Origin of the sequence: Tellurirhabdus bombi (assembly GCF_021484805.1) — a bacterium.
Lineage (GTDB): Bacteria > Bacteroidota > Bacteroidia > Cytophagales > Spirosomataceae > Tellurirhabdus > Tellurirhabdus bombi.
In genome coordinates this window covers 4,741,569-4,759,184 of record NZ_CP090557.1, presented here as the reverse complement: position 1 = coordinate 4,759,184, position 17,616 = coordinate 4,741,569, and the positions used below count along the sequence as shown (strand labels likewise).

At 49.9% G+C, this 17,616-nt stretch carries 17 protein-coding genes; 7 read left to right on the top strand and 10 right to left on the bottom strand.

What is annotated here, in order from left to right; genetic code table 11:
- Positions 1–45: 45 nt before the first annotated feature.
- Together pdxA and L0Y31_RS20220 are read left to right on the top strand one after the other, a co-directional pair.
- Positions 46–1,227, top strand: a complete 1,182-nt coding sequence (gene pdxA, locus L0Y31_RS20225; protein ID WP_234734899.1) for a 4-hydroxythreonine-4-phosphate dehydrogenase PdxA — start codon at positions 46–48, stop codon at positions 1,225–1,227.
- Positions 1,228–1,244: 17 nt separating this feature from the next.
- Entirely contained in the window at positions 1,245–2,135 is an 891-nt protein-coding gene (locus L0Y31_RS20220; protein ID WP_234734898.1) for a YicC/YloC family endoribonuclease, read from the top strand.
- Positions 2,136–2,178: 43 nt separating this feature from the next.
- Here L0Y31_RS20220 and L0Y31_RS20215 read toward each other — a convergent pair whose 3' ends face one another.
- Entirely contained in the window at positions 2,179–3,255 is a 1,077-nt protein-coding gene (locus tag L0Y31_RS20215; RefSeq protein WP_234734897.1) for a saccharopine dehydrogenase family protein, read from the bottom strand.
- Positions 3,256–3,408: 153 nt separating this feature from the next.
- On the opposite strand from L0Y31_RS20215, the gene L0Y31_RS20210 reads away from it, so the two are divergent.
- Positions 3,409–4,002, top strand: a complete 594-nt coding sequence (locus tag L0Y31_RS20210) for a DNA-3-methyladenine glycosylase (RefSeq protein WP_234737212.1) — start codon at positions 3,409–3,411, stop codon at positions 4,000–4,002.
- A 2-nt stretch (positions 4,003–4,004) separates the two neighbouring features.
- On the opposite strand, the gene L0Y31_RS20205 is transcribed toward L0Y31_RS20210, so the two are convergent.
- A complete protein-coding gene (locus L0Y31_RS20205; protein WP_234734896.1) occupies positions 4,005–4,688 on the bottom strand; it encodes an START domain-containing protein in 684 nt (227 codons plus the stop codon).
- 91 nt (positions 4,689–4,779) lie between these two features.
- Positions 4,780–6,720, bottom strand: a complete 1,941-nt coding sequence (locus tag L0Y31_RS20200) for a CocE/NonD family hydrolase (RefSeq protein WP_234734895.1) — start codon at positions 6,718–6,720, stop codon at positions 4,780–4,782.
- Positions 6,721–6,859: 139 nt separating this feature from the next.
- Here L0Y31_RS20200 and amaB point away from each other — a divergent pair, with 139 nt between their 5' ends.
- Positions 6,860–8,347, top strand: a complete 1,488-nt coding sequence (gene amaB, locus L0Y31_RS20195) for an L-piperidine-6-carboxylate dehydrogenase (protein WP_234734894.1) — start codon at positions 6,860–6,862, stop codon at positions 8,345–8,347.
- A gap of 52 nt (positions 8,348–8,399) precedes the next feature.
- On the opposite strand, the gene L0Y31_RS20190 is transcribed toward amaB, so the two are convergent.
- From L0Y31_RS20190 to L0Y31_RS20170, 5 genes are all read right to left on the bottom strand, one after another.
- The gene (locus tag L0Y31_RS20190; RefSeq protein WP_234734893.1) at positions 8,400–9,353 is read right to left on the bottom strand and encodes an aldose 1-epimerase; all 954 of its coding nucleotides are present in this window, start codon (positions 9,351–9,353) and stop codon (positions 8,400–8,402) included.
- A 103-nt stretch (positions 9,354–9,456) separates the two neighbouring features.
- Entirely contained in the window at positions 9,457–10,227 is a 771-nt protein-coding gene (locus L0Y31_RS20185; RefSeq protein ID WP_234734892.1) for a TIGR02757 family protein, read from the bottom strand.
- Between the two features lie 62 nt (positions 10,228–10,289).
- The gene (locus tag L0Y31_RS20180; protein ID WP_234734891.1) at positions 10,290–10,514 is read right to left on the bottom strand and encodes a hypothetical protein; all 225 of its coding nucleotides are present in this window, start codon (positions 10,512–10,514) and stop codon (positions 10,290–10,292) included.
- 80 nt (positions 10,515–10,594) lie between these two features.
- Positions 10,595–11,734: a LysM peptidoglycan-binding domain-containing protein gene (locus L0Y31_RS20175; RefSeq protein WP_234734890.1), complete on the bottom strand. Its 1,140-nt coding sequence runs from the start codon at positions 11,732–11,734 to the stop codon at positions 10,595–10,597.
- A 5-nt stretch (positions 11,735–11,739) separates the two neighbouring features.
- Positions 11,740–12,564 carry a hypothetical protein gene (locus L0Y31_RS20170; RefSeq protein ID WP_234734889.1) on the bottom strand — a complete coding sequence of 275 codons (825 nt, stop codon included), beginning with the start codon at positions 12,562–12,564 and terminating at the stop codon, positions 11,740–11,742.
- 39 nt (positions 12,565–12,603) lie between these two features.
- Here L0Y31_RS20170 and kdsB point away from each other — a divergent pair, with 39 nt between their 5' ends.
- Both kdsB and porX read left to right on the top strand, forming a co-directional pair.
- Complete coding sequence (gene kdsB, locus L0Y31_RS20165) at positions 12,604–13,341, top strand: 3-deoxy-manno-octulosonate cytidylyltransferase (protein WP_234734888.1); 738 nt, start codon at positions 12,604–12,606, stop codon at positions 13,339–13,341.
- A gap of 173 nt (positions 13,342–13,514) precedes the next feature.
- Complete coding sequence (gene porX, locus L0Y31_RS20160) at positions 13,515–15,086, top strand: T9SS response regulator signal transducer PorX (RefSeq protein WP_234734887.1); 1,572 nt, start codon at positions 13,515–13,517, stop codon at positions 15,084–15,086.
- A gap of 41 nt (positions 15,087–15,127) precedes the next feature.
- Here porX and L0Y31_RS20155 read toward each other — a convergent pair whose 3' ends face one another.
- Positions 15,128–15,808, bottom strand: a complete 681-nt coding sequence (locus tag L0Y31_RS20155) for a cell division ATP-binding protein FtsE (protein ID WP_234734886.1) — start codon at positions 15,806–15,808, stop codon at positions 15,128–15,130.
- Between the two features lie 76 nt (positions 15,809–15,884).
- On the bottom strand, positions 15,885–16,544 hold the full coding sequence (fsa, locus tag L0Y31_RS20150; RefSeq protein ID WP_234734885.1) for a fructose-6-phosphate aldolase: 660 nt from the start codon (positions 16,542–16,544) through the stop codon (positions 15,885–15,887).
- Positions 16,545–16,822: 278 nt separating this feature from the next.
- Between fsa and L0Y31_RS20145 the strand changes: the two genes are divergently transcribed.
- Positions 16,823–17,593: a tetratricopeptide repeat protein gene (locus L0Y31_RS20145; protein ID WP_234734884.1), complete on the top strand. Its 771-nt coding sequence runs from the start codon at positions 16,823–16,825 to the stop codon at positions 17,591–17,593.
- Positions 17,594–17,616 lie beyond the last annotated feature (23 nt).

Here is a 17,616-nt window from a genome sequence, read left to right as displayed (position 1 = left end):
GGGAGTACGCCTAGAACGAGGTAACGGCGAAACTAATAAAAGTAGATGGAACAACGCCAATCGGAGAAGAAAAACGAACGTCATTCTGACCCGCAACAACCCGAAAAGCCGCAGCCCGACCGATTGGTGATCGGTATTACGCTGGGCGATTATAATGGTATTGGGCCCGAAGTGATTCTGAAGGCCTTGCAGCACAATCGGCTAAACAAGATTTGTACGCCCGTAGTTTACGGCTCGATGCGCGTACTAAATCGTTACCGGAACATGCTTCAGCAGAGTGGCTTACAACTAAAAGACTGGAATCTGAACGGAATTCAGCACATTGGTCAGGCCAACCCGAAATTCACCAACGTCATTACGTGTTGGGGCGATCAGTCCGGCCAGAATGGAACCGCCGAAAAGGAAAAGCCAAATCAGGAAGTTCAGCCAGGAAAAGTAACGGAAGAAGCTGGTCAGGCAGCACTGGCCTGTTTGGTGCGGGCAACGGAAGACCTGAAAGCCGGGCACCTGGACGCCATCGTGACAGCGCCCATCAATAAGCACAACATCCAGACTGAAACGTTTAGCTTTCCGGGTCATACCGAATATTTCGCCGATGCGTTTGAGGTGAAAGATAACCTGATGTTTCTGGTAAGCAGCACGTTGCGAGTTGGCGTTGTTACGGGCCATATTCCGCTGGGGCGGGTTCGGTCGAACATTACCCGGGAGCGGGTACAGCAGAAACTGCACCTGATGTATCAGTCGTTGCGCAATGATTTCGGCATTCAAAAACCCCGCATTGCCGTGTTGGGTGTCAATCCGCACGCGGGCGAAGAAGGCTTGCTGGGCAATGAAGAGCAGGAAATTTTAAAGCCGCTTATTCAGGATTTGCGCAACAAAGGGCTGTTGATCTACGGCCCGTATGCGTCCGACGGGTTCTTTGGGACGCAAAGTTACCGCAAGTATGATGCCGTGCTGGCCATGTACCACGACCAGGGTTTGATTCCGTTCAAGACACTGGCTTTTGACGAAGGCGTTAACTTCACGGCTGGGATGCCCGTTGTGCGCACGTCTCCCGACCACGGTACGGCTTACGACATTGCGGGGAAAAATATGGCGGACGAAAATTCGATGCTACAAGCCATTTACCTGGCCTGCGATGTAGCGCGTTATCGGAAAGAAATGGCAGAAATCAATAAAAATGCCTTAACAACAACCCCGGAAGTAGCTAAAAATAGCCAGCTATAGCCAAGACACATTTAGTTATGCTCAAATCCATGACCGGGTTCGGCAGCGCAACGCATGAGGTAGATGGCCTCACGGTTACTGTAGAACTGAAGACCCTCAATTCCAAGTTTCTGGACATTTATTGCCGGATTCCCAAGCATTATTCGGATAAAGAAATAGAACTTCGGAATTTGTTGACCCAAAAGCTGGAACGCGGTAAGGTAGAATTTACCCTGACGATTAATCGCCTGGCGAACACGCGTCCCGGTGTGGCCGTAAACCGTCCGCTGGTCGAAGCTTACGTAACTGATTTTCGGGAAACCAGCGTCGGTTTAGGGCTGGCCGTTTCAGACAGCGACCTCTTTAAGCTGGCTTTGCAACAGCCCAATGCGTATAATTCAGAATCGGTAGCCATGCCCGACACCCAGGCGCAGGATTGGGAGCTAATCTCGACTACGGTTCTGGAAGCCATTCGGAAATGCGATGAGTTCCGGCGGCAGGAGGGCAATGCCCTGGAAATCAAATTTCGGGAGTACATCATTGCCATCCGGGAGCGGCTCATTCTCGTTGAGACGCAGGATGTGAAACGGATTCCGGCGGTGCGGGAGCGGCTTCGGAATATGGTCACGGAATTGTTGGCCGGAGAGGAAATCGACCAGAACCGGTTTGAGCAGGAATTGATTTACTACGTCGAAAAATTCGAAATTTCCGAAGAAAAAGTCCGCCTCAAAAATCACCTGGATTATTTCCTGGAAGTTCTGTCAACCGAAGAGGCGAACGGGAAAAAGCTCAATTTTATCTCGCAGGAAATCGGTCGGGAGATCAATACCATCGGCTCCAAAGCAAACGATGTGGTGATTCAGCGCCTGGTGGTTCAGATGAAAGACGAGCTGGAGAAGATCAAAGAACAGACCATGAACGTGATCTGATTTAAAGTCGATTGGGGCGGTACATGGCCGCCCCAATCGGTATTTACGCTTCAGTTATTATTAGTTCTTTTCGGAAAGCCTGCCCGTTTCTCGTCTCCAGAAACGCATCAAAAGGGATCTCTTCCTGCTTGATAAAACCTTTTTGCGGTAATAACCCGTCGGCAACCAGTTCAACGACGGCGGCTACGGAACCAGCCGTGGTCCAGGAAATAGCCCGCCAGTGCTGCCCGTCAATCTGGCGTGGATGATAAGCGCGGTAAAATTCTTCGCGAGCCAGCTCCGTGCCATTCCAGCCTTCTACTACAGCATAGACATAAACAACATCTTCCTGCACGGGCGGCTTTGCTTCGGTCAGTATCTGCTCAACCAGAGCACGTTTTTCTTTCAAAATCAGCTCATACAACAGAAAGCGCATGAGTTTAGCGTGTCCAGGGTAACGAATGGTTTTGTAATTCAAGGTATCGACCTGACCCGCGTACGTCTCGCACATAGTTCCCAAGCCCCCCGACGTACTGAAAGCCTCAAATTCCTGGCCTTCGATGTTGATTACCTCGATGCCGTCCAGGGCCGGAACCATTTTCTGCACGCCATTCGCAATTACTTCGCAATCATTGAGGTATTCGTTAATCACGCCAGCGGGCGACCAGGTAAAGGAATAACCCAGCAAACCGTTTGGATAACGCGGAAGCGCGCCGACCCGCAGTTCAATATCCCGGAGTTTTGTGAAGCGCTTGGCCAGATCGGCCCCGGCAATGCCAATTAGTCCCGGTGCCAGTCCGCATTGGGGGGCCATGACCGATTGCGCCGTAGCCGCCATTTCGCGGATGGCCGTCGTGGTTGGTACGTCTTCCGTTAGATCGAAATAATGAACCCCTAGCTCGTAAGCTGCTTTGGCGATGGGCAGGTTCAAATTATAAGGGAGGCAGGAAACTACGCCGTCGAAAGCGTCTAGGGTTTTCGTTAAGGTTGCTTCATCCGATACGTCGCCCAAAATAACCGGAAAGGGAAGTTTTTGGGCCGGTTGACGTTGATCGAAACCCGTAACCGAAAACCGTTTGTTGAGCAGAATGCCGACGAGCGAGCCAACTTTACCTAATCCAACAACAAGGATGTTTTTCATACGGTGGGATCAGTTAAGGTGAATGGTTTTGTTGTAACTCTAGTTACGCAAGTTTCCCAAGAAGCGCAACTGTTGTTTTCTGTTTCCAGCGAACGGATATTCTCAAACCGACCCGTTGTTTTTGGGTTATGAAGAAGAATAAATTGGAAAATGATGACAAAATTGCCCCTTGAGTTTTACGAGAAGCACGATACGCTGACACTTTCCCAGCTTTTACTGGGCTGCGAACTGGTTCACGAAAGTAGGGAAGGCACCGCCGCCGGGATTATCGTCGAAACCGAAGCTTACTTGACAGGCGACCCTGCCTGCCATGCTTACCGGCGAAAAACAGTTCGTAACGCCGCCATGTTTGGGCCAGCCGGAACGCTGTATGTCTATCAGATTTACGGTTTCCACCACTGCATCAACGTCGTTAGCGCCGCCGAAGGGCTGGGCGAAGCTGTCCTGATTCGCGCGCTGGAACCTACCCAAGGGCTTGATCTGATGGGGCTACGCCGAGGCCTTGACCCAGCAACCAAAGTTGGTTTACGCGGTTTGTGTAGCGGTCCCGGTAAGTTGGTGAGCGCCATGGGCATTGATCGGCAGGAGCACAACTTTTCGTCGTTAGTAACGGGGCCACTTACAATCCGGGGGCCTGTGTTGCACGATTTTGAGATGGTAACCACCACCCGAATTGGCATCACGCAGGGTGCCGATTTACCGTATCGTTTTTATGTAAAAGGCAATCCGTTTATCAGCCGGAAATAAGTTCAGCTCTCCAGAAAGGGATACTTTTTGTTTTGATACTTAGGATTTTTAATCAACTCCCGGAGCTTTTGGAAGGTCTGCATAGGACCCGTCGAAGCGACCAGATTAACCAACCAGGCCGGTAACTTTCCGCCCGGATCGACGCGAAAGATGTATTCCACGTGCATTTGCTCGTTAGACAAAGGTTTTACGGTCCAATGGGCCAGTGAATACGGCACCCGCACAATTCCGTCCTGTAGGGGCACTTGATTCCCAACTGATTCAGATCGAATCGTTAGCACCTTCGTTTGTGGGTCCTGCTGGGCGTGAAACCGGATCGATACGTCGCGGTTGCTGGCGGGCCAGGGGAGATTCATTTCGGTATGGTAATAAAATTCGGATGGACTGACCCGGCGGATAACGTACGACTTCCGAGTCCCGTAAACCCAATCGGGCAGGTGATCGGCATCGGACAAAACGGCAAGAAGATCCGACAACTGACCCGACAATTCGAAGACGACTTTCAGCTCCTTTAGTTTGGTGTCCGATAAATTTCTGGAATAAACCTGAATTCCGTGCTTGTCTTTTTCCAATCGCCAGTTGCTGGTTTGCTGGGCCTGTGCCGTTTCCAGTGTAAATCCGTAAATGATTAACAACGAAAAGACATAATGTTTAATCGCTTCAGTCGCCGAGTTTGTTAGTACCATAGACAGTCTTTTTAGATATAAACGAAAGCCCATACCGTTCCGATTGTGTTAGGAAGCAGGTATGAGCTTTTTTTCTACGAGTTACGAATGTTTATTTCAAAATCTGCACCTCAATCGCGGAGTTAGCGTAAACCCGGTGCGTTGCTTTTTGGAAGTCAGACGCATCGGCTTTGTAGATGTTGTCTACGTATTTCTGCGGATTACGGTCGATGAGCGGAAACCAGGTGCTTTGGACCTGAATCATAACTCGGTGCCCTTTTTTGAATGTGTGCAACACATCCTGTAAACGAAACGTCACATCGGTAACTTTGTTTGCCTCAAACGGCTCGGGCTTTTCGAATGAATTTCGAAAACGCCCCCGCATGGCTTCCGAGCGCACCATTTGCTGGTAATTGCTCAGAATAATGTTTTTGTTGGGCATATAAGGGTGATTCGGCTCGTCGGGCGGGTAAACATCAATGAGCTTCACAATCCAGTCGGCATCGGTGCCCGTGGTGCTCACTTTGAGTTTAGCCGTAATTTCACCGCCAAGCGTAATGTCCTCCGTCAGCGGTTCGGTCTGGAACGTCAGCACATCCGGACGCCGCGACGCAAATCGTTGATCTTCCGACATGTAGTTGAAAGGCGTAAATCCAATGGTGGTCGTGTTGTCTTCCGTGTAGGGCACCGGCTTCATCGGATCGCTGATAAACTCGCTAAAACCCTGGTCCGCTGGCGCTTGCTGAGTAAGCTGGCCGGTATTTGATAGATAAAAAGAAAGATTCTGGGCGCTGGGAGCGGGCCACTTATCAAACGTTTTCCACTCTTTGCGACCTGTATCAAACAGGTAGGCATCGGGTAAGCCCGTTTTGCCATCGCCGGGACCTTTCAGGAAATGATTGAAAAATTTGGCTTCGATGTTCTTTTGATAAAATGTCGCGATGCTGTCGCCGAAATAAATGTTGTTGTGCAGCGTATGGCCCGTTTCCTGCGCCCAACGACCGTGGCCGAACGGCCCCATCACCAGCGTGTTATACGTGCCAGGATTGTTCTTTTCCAGATTTTTGTAAATCGTGAGTGGGCCATACAAGTCCTCCGCGTCAAACCAGCCACCAACGGTCATGATGGCGTGTTTCACGTTTTTCAGGTGTGGGACAATGCTGCGTTTCTGCCAGAACTCGTCGTAGTTTGGGTGGTTTATCGTTTCCTGCCAGTAGAAATTATCTTTGTAATATTTATCCGCATTTTTCAACGGACCCAGGTCGTACTGCCACTGAAATCCGTCCCGGGTGCCCGTTTTAATCATCTGGTCATTGTACCACGCTTCGGAAGTCGGCTTTGGGTGTTGCACACCAAAGACCGGAAACGTAAAGAGATACGCCTGAATAAAAGTACCGTTGTGGTGGAAGTCATCGAAGAAAAAATCGGCGATGGGCGCTTGCGGGGACGAAGCTTTTAGGGCCGGATGCGCATCAATAGCGCCCGCAATGGTGTAAAAACCGGGGTAGGAGCCGCCCCATTGCCCAACGCGTCCGTTGTTAAACTTGACGTTATGCAGCAGCCAGTCGATTGTGTCGTAGGTATCCGAACTTTCGTCGGGGGAGCCGGCCAACGGAGCTGCCGAAGGCCGGGCGGGTGCTTTGCCTTTTCGGGCAACCGCCTTGGCCGGAGCTGGGTCAGGAATATTGGGCGTCATGTTGGTCCAGGTGCCTTCCGACATCCACCGTCCCCGAACGTCCTGATACACAAAGATGTATTTGTCGCGCATCAGGGTCGTTGATGGGCCAAGGCGGGCGGGGTAGGCGTCTGGGCCATAAGGAGCTACACTGTAGCAGGTTCGCTGCATCATAAAAGGGTACTGAACCGATTCGGAAGCGTCTTTCGGGACATACACCGCTGTGTGTAATTTGGTCCCGTCGCGCATTGGGATTTTATATTCGTATTTCTGAAAATTTTGCTTGATGAATTCCGCTCCTGGGTTGGGCGGTGGCGTCTGCGCCAGAGAAATCAGCGCAAAGAATAAGCTGAGCGAAGTCAGAAGAATACTTTTCATGGAAATTGACAAAGCGATTGTGAACTGCGAAATTGGCTTTCAGCTACAAATTAGTAAATAATGTATATTCACCACATTTAAAACCACACATCTAACAGGTATGCAGCAATTCCTTCAAAAACTAAAAAACCAGCCGATTATGTCAGGGACAAGTACTGGCGTGGCTTTTTGGCATTCTACGGATCGTCTGATTGATTCCTACTCACCAGTGGATGGCAAATTAATGGCCCAGATCCATCCAACAACGGAAGATGATTATAACAAAGTGGTAGAAACGGCCCGGGAAGCTTTTCTGGAATGGCGCACCATTCCGGCTCCTAAACGGGGTGAGATTGTCCGGCAAATGGGCGATCAGTTTCGGCAATATAAGAAAGAGCTAGGCGCGCTTGTCAGCTATGAAATGGGCAAATCGCTTCAGGAAGGGCTGGGCGAAGTGCAGGAAATTATTGATATCTGCGATTTTGCGGTCGGGCTGTCGCGGCAACTGTACGGATTAAGCATGCACAGCGAACGTCCGGCGCACCGGATGTATGAGCAGTGGCATCCGCTGGGCGTGGTTGGCATTATCTCGGCCTTTAATTTTCCGGTGGCAGTCTGGTCGTGGAATGCCATGATTGCGTGGGTGTGCGGGAACGTATGTATTTGGAAACCATCCGAAAAAACGCCAATGACGGCGCTGGCCTGCCAACAAATCATCAAAGAAGTACTGGAACAAAACGAGATTCCCGAAGGCGTTTCCTGCCTCATCACGGGTGGACGCGAAGCAGGCGAATGGCTTGCTACCGACGAGCGGGTGGCGCTGGTTTCGGCGACAGGTTCAACGCGCATGGGAAAGGCCGTGGCGCAGGCCGTTTCCAGCCGCTTGGGGCGCTATTTGCTAGAACTGGGTGGAAACAACGCCATCATTGTAACGCCCCACGCCGATCTCAACGTTGCGATTCCGGCCATTGTGTTTGGTGCCGTCGGAACGGCGGGACAGCGTTGCACAACCACCCGGCGACTGATTATTCACGACTCGATTTACGATGACGTAAAAACGCGCTTAGTGCGTGCTTACGGACAACTTCGGATTGGAAACCCACTGGACGAGAAGGTGCATGTTGGTCCGTTGATTGATAAAGAGGCAGTACAGGGTTATCAGAAGGCTATTTTTCAGATCAAAGAACAGGGCGGTCGGATGCTGATTGATGGCGATGTTTTAAGCGGATCAGAATTTGAATCAGGATGCTATGTCCAGCCTTGCATTGCCGAAATGCCCGAGCAAACCGCCATTGTCCAGCACGAAACGTTTGCTCCCATTCTTTATCTGTTGAAATACAGCACGATAGAAGAAGCCATTGCGTTACAAAATGGCGTACCACAGGGCTTATCGTCCGCTATTTTTACGCTTAACCTACGCGAAGCCGAGCAATTTCTGTCCGTAGCCGGTTCAGATTGCGGGATTGCAAACGTCAATATTGGTACATCAGGTGCTGAGATTGGCGGCGCTTTTGGGGGCGAAAAAGAAACGGGTGGCGGGCGTGAATCCGGTTCGGATGCCTGGAAAGCGTACATGCGTCGCCAAACCAATACCATCAACTACGGCACTCATTTGCCTTTGGCACAAGGGATTAAATTTGAGCTGTAAAAGCGAGAGGCCAATTAAAGAGGTTGGCAGCTCTTTAATTGGCCGATTTTAGTTAAGACAACCAGACTTTAATCTGTCCCGACTTCGATTCATTAGGAGACAGGATTTGAAGACCTTCTTCATTGTTAAAGGCGTTGACGTTGCAGGTCAGCGCTTCGATGGCTATGCTATGGCGGCTTACGGGCGTATAAACAACGAGGTAATTAAACTTATTGAAGCCCGTTTCCTGCCAGACATTCAGACTTAAAGCCTGCTGGGGCGAGTGTAATACAGTTGTTACGCCCAACTCTGGACTGTCGGCAACGGTAAAAACGGCATCTATTTTCTGATCGCCAATTGGAATATTTCCCGTCAGGGCAAATAACTCTTCCCTCACCGGCAACAGGTTATCATCCAGAATAACCTGTTTGCTTACCGGTAAATTCATGGATAAATTATCAATGGGCTCTTCTCCTAACGTAAAGTAGGGGTGCCAGCCAAAACCAACCGGGCAATTTCCAGTACCCGTGTTTCGCACGTCGTAGCTTAAGGAAAACTGACCGTTGGCGGTTAGTAAATAGGTGATCCGAAAATCAAACGGGAAAGGGTAACCCGCATAATCTCCTTTGTAATCATATTGTAAGGTAATGGAAGCTTCCGTGTCGGTAGTAACCTGGCCAACTACGTCAAAAGGGCGGTTGTACAGAAAGCCATGAAGGGCATGGTGCCGCGCCGACTCGTTCATGGGAAGCGTGTAAGCAGTTCCTTCAAACGTATAAATGCCGTGGCGGACGCGGCTCGGGAACGGAAACATCAAGGCGCTGGCATACGTTTCATCCGCCATCAGCGCCTGGGTTGACTCAGGGGCTTTCAGGACTGAAACGGGGGTGCCATTATGGCGCAAAACCAGGCGACGTAATAAGGCTCCGTGGGTAGGCAAGACACTGAAATACTCGCCAGTTTCGGTATTTTGGATAATGTACTCAGTCAGAAGACCGAAGGCATGGTGATGAATTTCGAAAGGCATATGATGATGGATTAGCTACGATAAATGTAAATCTTAGTTGTTTAGATTAACCCTATTCAGGGCGAATTGATCAACTTTTTTATTTACTCGTACCTAACGGGGCTTACATCTCACCTTCAACGCCTAAGCCAAATAAGGCAAAGTCGTACTTCACGGGGTCATTTGGATCAAACAAACAGAGCTTTTCGGTCAATTCAACGGCCGCTTTCCAGTCGGTCTGCTCCCGGGTAAGCAAACCCAGTTTGCGCGCTACGCGACCAACGTGTACATCGATGGGAATGACCAACTGACGTGGCTGAATCCGCGTCCACAAACCAAAATCAACGCCTTTTAGATCTTGCCGAACCATCCAGCGCAGAAACATATTGAGCCGTTTGCACGACGAATTCCGGGCGGGTGTAGCAATGTGCTTGCGGGTTCGTTCGGGGAAAAAATCGTAGTTGCAGAAACGGTCATGAAAGGTTTCCAGTGCCGGCTGAACATTGGATGAGTCCGGAGATAAGCCCGCCAGAAAGGCATCTTCGAGCGATTCGTGCTGGTTATAATACTGCCGAAAAAAATGCAGAAAATAAAGCGCGTCGGTGGCGTTGAAAGTCCGGTGCTTAAAAGCCAGAAAGCGTCTTAGATCGGTATCCTGATGATTTAAAATAAAATCGCAGGGGGCACCATCCATGTGCTGAATTAGCTCAGTTGCTTTCTTGATGATGACCGGACGCTGGCCCCAGGCCAATACCGCCGCCCAGAATCCCATAATTTCAATGTCCTGTTTTAGGGTAAACCGATGCGGAATACTGATGGGGTCTTTCTCAATAAACGAAGGCTGATTATACTGCTCAACTTTCTGATCCAGCAGGTCTTTTAGGGGGTAATTCATGGGAAAATAAATGAAAAAAGCAGGAAAAGTGGCTGGCTTCCGGCTTTTTCAGGCAGCATTCTTCAGTGTTCATTGGATTTGCCACCGCTCAACATCCAGACAAAAGCGTTGGAAATAGTCGAGAAAACGGAAAGCAAGCCCGTGAAAAGAGCCGTGAATACGGCAACAAAGGGATACATGATCGTAAACGCAACGCTCCAGACTTTATAACCCGGCGTTGCTTTCATTTTGTCTTCGCGCTCTTTCCGTCTACGCGCAATCCGTTCCGCTTTTGATTCGTTCTGCATTGTTGAGTGAACATCGACTAATGAATGCTTTTCAGGGAGCAGGCTAACTCACCGATTTTGATTCACTAATCCATTTAATTTTAGGGTGCTAAATAACTGGCCTCTGCTCTGAAACGTCGGTCGGCGGGAGAAAGTTTCTCGAAGGCCCGGGCAGATATCTTAATAATTACCCGATCATTGATGCTGGTATCGGGCAGTCGGCCAATTACCTTAACCCAGATACCCTGGTTGTTCATCGAGTTGCGAACAAGCACGAGTGTTCCGATGGGGGCTGAGCGGTGCAACGCCAGGTATTTATTGGAATTATCGTTTTCGTCGATAATTTCCGCAATGCCAATTTCTGATATTTTACGGGCATTGGCTCCCGGATTCGGAAGCGGACCCGTGTCGCCGGGGCGAATGATGCGTGGTTCAACAGGCTCGGCAGCAGGCTCCGGAGCTGTTTCCGGGCGGCGTTCAGCGGTGGCTGTTTCTTCGCGGGGGGCATCATTCCGGGCCGTGGCTTCACGTTCTGGCTTGGGCAGTTCGTTTTTCGCCAGTTGACGGGGCGGGGCGGGACGTTCGGTTTTGGGCGAATCAGGGCGGGAAACGGTCTTCGGCGATTCTGCCTGCGCCGCTTCCACTTTCGAGGTGGCAGCTAGCTGGGCTTTGGACGGTTCCCGTTCACGCCAGGCTTTTTCCGAGACAATCAGCGCCTGTCCAGATACCACCTTATCTGCCGGTAAATTATTCCATTTGCGCAGGTTATCCATGGAAACACCGTAGCGTGCCGCCAGGCTATAAAGCGTCTGTCCAGCTTCAATTTGGTGAATGCCGCTGTTGGGGTTTACCGTTTTGCCGGTACGCTTGGCTTCTTCTTCTTCGCGCTTGCTATCTTTTTCAACTTTCTTGTGTTCTTTTTCCTCTTTTTTAATGGCTTTCTCAATGGCCTTTTCTTCTTTGCGGGCCAGGTTAGTCACCGGAACACGAACAAGCTGGTCGTAGCGTACATTGTCATTCAGGCCCGGATTAGCATCCCGAATGTTCTGAATGGATGTTTTATAGCGGCGAACCAACGAATAAAGGGTTTGCCCCTGACCAACGCGGTGGAGTACAAAAAGCTTCCCGTCTTTTTTTTCGACGCCGATGGAGTCCAGGCGAACGGAAGAAGGGCGAGCGGCGTTGGCCGTGGCGGTCAGGCCAGTCAGCCCACCCAGTAAAACCAACAGCAGGTGTTTCATGGTATTCAGGTCAAAAAGTAACTAACAAGTTGGGTCGGTTGTGCGAGCGCCAGAATCTGATTTTGCCAGACGCAAAACGCTCCGGCTAACCCATCGGATCGTTCAGAATCCTTGTCGCTAGCCGTTTGTTCCAGTAAGGGTTGATGCAGCCAGACCGTTTGCTGGCGATCGGTAATCAACAAATAGGACTGCTTTTTACCCGTATTCCCGTAAACATAATACGAAAAGATAATCTTATCTGCAACTTCCAGGTAGTCTATGGCCTGAATTGCGAGATGGTTGGTATATTTTTCTACAAAACGGTTAAGCAAGGGCCAATATTGGCTGGTTTCGGGATAATGCGTCGGAAATTGCAGGGAAGGATTGGGGGCAGGCAGAATGGATTTAACGCCATCAACCGGCTGGCCCTCGAGGAGCGAAAACCAAACGGGCTGGCGCATTTCGCCGGCTGCCAGACTGGTTCGGGTTGCTTCTACAAGTTGGCCGTCCGAAGCCGACAACATGTGTCCCGGCCATTCCCAGCGTATTTCGCCACGTCGAACGTCAAGGCAACCCAGCGCCGTTGGAACGGGGAGGCGTTCGTTGTCGAGTCGGTGGTAGAGCGCGTAGCCATTCCAGATACCCAGCACCGCCGCCGACCAGGGTAGTTCCAGCGAATGAGTCAGTAATTCGCCGTTAGGAAGCTGCAAGGTGCTTACCTGAAGGCTACGTTTGGAGCCATCCCGAAGTTCGGCAAGCAATAAGCCGGGAGCGCCGGGAACCTGTTCAAAAAGGAGCCGCCAAACCGGAGTCGCGAAATTGTGTACGAACGCTGTTTTTAATAAAGCCATATGCCGCTTACTTTGCAGCAAAAATAGAACAATCCATTGGTGAAAATACTTGGAATTATTCCGGCGCGTTACGCATCAACCCGTTTTCCGGCCAAAGCCCTGGCCACTATTGCGGGCAAAACAATGATTCAGAGAGTAGTCGAACAGGCGTGGCAGGCAGAAACGCTCAGTGGCGTGGTGGTTGCCACGGACGACGAGCGCATTGCGAGTCACGTCCGGTCGTTTGGCGGCGAAGTGGTCCTGACGGGCACGCACCACCAAAGTGGAACGGACCGCTGCTTTGAGGCGCTCCAGAAAAGCGGCACTACAGTCGATTATGTGATGAATATCCAAGGCGATGAGCCGTTTATCCAACCCGCTCAGATTAACCTGCTGGCGTCGGTACTGGATGGAAAAACGGAATTAGCCACGTTGGTCAAAGTCATTGATGATGCCGTAACGCTGAGCAATCCGAGCACCCCGAAAGTGGTGTTGAATACGCGGGGGGAAGCCCTGTATTTCAGCCGACAAACCATTCCTTATCAGCGCGATAAGTCCCCCGACGAATGGCTACAGCACCACCAGTATTACAAACACATTGGTATCTATGCCTACCGAAGCGATGTGTTGGCGGCTATCACGGAGCTACCCCCGTCACCCCTCGAAAAAGCCGAGGCGCTGGAACAACTGCGCTGGCTGGAAAACGGCTATCGCATTCAGGCCGTGGTGACAGAATATGACAGCCACGGAATCGATACGCCGGAAGATCTGGAGCGCGTTGCCGAGCGATTTCTTTAAGCGTACAACTGTTTTTTCGGAGCGTAAATGGCTATCATTGAGCCGATCGTTAAAAAAACTTAATTGTTGACATTCAAGGATGAAACAAACAGTTTCCGGCGTTCTGTGTTAAAATAAGTTATGGGCTTGCTTCGGCGGGCCCGCCTTTCCAATCCATATTTAAGACATTAATCATGCAAAACTATTCAATCCTCTGGGCCGACGATGAAATTGATTTACTGAAGCCCCATATACTTTTTCTTAAAAATAAAGGGTACCAAGTAACACCGGTTAATAGTGGAGCTGATGCACTGGAGAAAGTTGATGAAGAGAACTTTGACCTGGTTTTTCTGGACGAAATGATGCCGGGGATGACAGGCCTGGAAACGCTTCAGCAAATTAAGCAAATGCGGCCTAACCTGCCCGTGGTAATGATTACCAAGAGCGAAGAGGAACACATTATGGAGGAGGCAATCGGCTCTAAAATCGCTGATTATCTAATTAAGCCCCTGAATCCGAACCAAATACTTCTATCCGTCAAGAAAATATTAGACAATCGCCGCCTGGTTACGGAGCGTACCAACATCGGTTATCAGCAGGATTTCCGGAACCTGGCCATGCAGTATAACGACCGCATCGGGCATGAAGAATGGGCGGATATTTACCGAAAATTGATTTTCTGGGAACTGGAACTGGACGGAGCGCAGGATCGCAGCATGGCCGAGGTGTTTGGCATGCAGAAAAGCGAAGCCAACGCCACCTTCTGTAAGTTCATCATGAATAATTACGAGGACTGGCTCAACGATCCGAAGGCTGATAAACCCATTATGTCGCACCAGCTCATGCGGAAAAAAGTTTTTCCATTGGTGGAAGAAGGGGTGGGCTCGCCAGCGGGTCCGCTGTTTTTCGTACTGATCGATAACCTGCGTTATGACCAGTGGAAAGTAATCGAACCGATTCTGACTGAATTCTTTACGGTTGAAGAAGAGTCGATGTATTACTCTATTTTGCCCACGACAACGGCTTTTGCCCGGAATTCGATTTTTGCGGGAATGATGCCCAGCGAAATGGAAAAGCAGACGCCTGATCTTTGGGTGAACGATGAAAATGACGAGGAGGGGCTCAACAACAATGAAGACCAGTTTCTGAAACGGCAGATTGACCGGGCGCGCCTGAACGCTAAGTTTTCGTACAACAAGATTGTGAATACCAACCAGGGTAAAGCGCTGGTCGATAACTTCAGCAATCTGATGCAGAACCAGTTAAACGTGGTTGTGTATAACTTCGTGGATATGCTTTCGCACGCCCGAACGGATATGGCGATGATCAAAGAGCTGGCACCGGATGAGCGCGCATACCGCTCCATTACGCGGTCCTGGTTCTTGCACTCCCCACTGCTTGAATTTATTCGGAAGATCGCCGAGAAAGGTGGACGCCTGATTATCACCACCGACCACGGCATGATTCGGGTGCAGAAACCGGCTAAGATTGTGGGTTACCGCGAAACGAACACCAATTTACGGTACAAACAAGGCAAAAACCTGGGCTTCGACGAGAACCATTTGTTCGTGTGTCGCAAGCCGGAGCGGTTCTTCTTGCCCCGCATCAACGTGTCAACGGCCTATGTTTTCACGCTGGAGGATTACTTCTTCGCCTATCCCAATAACTACAATTATTACGTGAATTATTACCGTGATACGTTCCAGCACGGCGGTGTCTCGTTGGAAGAGGTAATTATTCCGTTTGTATACCTGAAAGCGAAATAAGCAGTTTGAGTCATGACCAGCGTGCTGGTCATGACTTGCTTTTACAAGCCTTGTTCCCGCACTTGCCCCTCTTCGCATTTCAAGATGCGGGCGGGGTATTTTTTTAGAAAGTCGTAGTTGTGGGTGGCCATCAAAATGGCCGTGCCCGCGTTGCCGATGGTCTGAAAAACCTGCATAATCTGCTCACTAACAACGGGATCAAGGTTTCCGGTTGGCTCATCGGCAATCAGGAACATGGGTTCGTTGAGCATGGCGCGGGCAATGACAATCCGCTGCTGCTCGCCACCCGAAAGCTGGTGGGGCATCTTTCGGTTTACGGCGCTGAGGCCGACCTGCATCAAGACATCCGAGATGCGGTTTTTCATTTTCGTTTTGTCTTTCCAGCCCGTGGCCTGCAACACAAACTTGAGGTTGTCTTCCACGTTCCGATCCATGAACAACTGAAAATCCTGAAAGACAATGCCAATCTTGCGGCGCAGGTAAGGAACGTCTTTGGGCTTCAGTTTTTCCAGCGCATACCCAGCCACCATTCCTTTACCCGATTGGAGCCACAGGTCTGCGTAAAGCGTTTTCAGCAGCGAACTTTTTCCGCTCCCTGTCCGGCCAATCAAAAACACAAAATCGCCCTTGTGGACGTCAAACGTTACATCGGACAGGACAATCTTGGTGCCCTGAAAAATATCAGCGTTCTGGAGAGAAAGGACCGGTTCGTTCGAAAACATATTGGAATGTATAATTTAATCGTTAACGCTTGTGTATCAGTACGATATTTTTCTGTTAGGATACACAATGTTTAACTTATTTTGCGCCCGCTTTTTGGTGATCGGCCAGAAATTTAGCCAGACCGCTATCCGTCAGTGGGTGATTCAGAAGGGCCGTTATGGCGCTCAAGGGTCCCGTCATGACATCCGCTCCAATTTCAGCGCATTGGATAATGTGCATGGGGTGACGAACCGAAGCCGCCAAAACTTCCGTCTCGTAATTATAGTTGCGGTAGATGGTAACAATCTGCTCAATCAGGGCAATGCCATCGGTCGAAATATCGTCCAGACGACCCACGAAAGGGGACACATACGTGGCGCCCGCTTTGGCAGCCAGGAGCGCCTGACCCGCTGAGAAAATAAGGGTGCAATTGGTTTTAATGCCTTTCTCGGAAAAATACTTCAGCGCCTTGACGCCTTCTTTAATCATTGGGACTTTCACGACAATTTTGTCATCCAGCTCCGCGAGTTCTTCGCCTTCACGAATCATGTCATGAAGTGTAACGCCAATCACTTCGGCACTTACATCGCCGTCGACTAGATCGCAGATGGCTTTGTAGTGGTGCAAAATGTTTGCTTTACCCGTAATGCCTTCTTTAGCCATTAGGGAAGGGTTGGTCGTAACGCCATCCAGGACGCCTAATTCCTGAGCTTCGCGAATTTCAGCCAAGTTGGCTGTGTCAATGAAAAATTTCATGTAAGACGGAAAAGCGGTTTCTGCAAAAATAGCTAATTAACCGAAATAGTTGTGAGGAACCCGTGAGGCTGGGGGAAGCAGCAAGAAGAACTTATGGAAAGGGCAAAAAAAATGGCAAATCAAGTGTCTCACCGCTACGACCACCTACCCTTGCTTCGGTCAAGACCTGGGGGATTCAGCAGGAGCTGGTAGCACCGATTTGCCGATGCAAAAGTAAGGATTAATGCACGTAAATCAAACTTTGCGGTCTAATTTTGCAGGATAATATTAAAAATACAATGAGAAAAATAGCGTTAAAACTAGAGATACTAAAGACAATCAAGGAGTTCCGGGTAAAATCTGCCCCTTTTGTTAGCCTTTCGCTGCTGGTAATAAGAAGTTTGCTGATTCAGTCTTGCTCATCTTCAGAAGGTAAATTAGACGAGGGACGTGCGTTAATGAAGCAGGGGAAATTTCGGGAAGCCATCCCCGCCCTGAATCAGGCCATCGAAGCCGATGCGGGCAATTACCAGGCTTTCAACACACGGGGCGTGGCTTATTTTGAATTGAAAGAGTTTCCGAATGCCCTGCTGGATTACGAACAGGCGATGAAGCTAAAGCCGGAGTTTTACCAGCCGTATTACAACCGGGGAAAGTTGAAAGTGCTCCAGGGAAATTCTGATGATGCCTTGAAAGATTTTGCCCGCGCCATCCGGATGGCACCCGACACGTCCGACATTTACCTGGACCGGGGGCAACTGTTTGCTTCGTTGGGGAACCTTACTTCTGCGCTGGTTGATTTTGATAAAGCCATTCAGCTGGATGCGAAAAGCACGTTTGCGTATTATAACCGGGGTAATATTCGATTCCAGCAGGAAGAATACGAAGCAGCCTTGCAGGATTTTACGAAGGCGGTTGAGTTGGATCCGAAGTTCGGAAAGGCATTTTACGCCCTGGGTATTACCCAGATAATGAGTACTAAAGCGGATGCAGGTTGTTTAAGCTTAAAACAGGCGCAACGTCTGGGTTATGCCGACGCAGCAGCGGCGATTCAACAATATTGTCAGTAGATAAAAACCATAAGTTAGTTTGC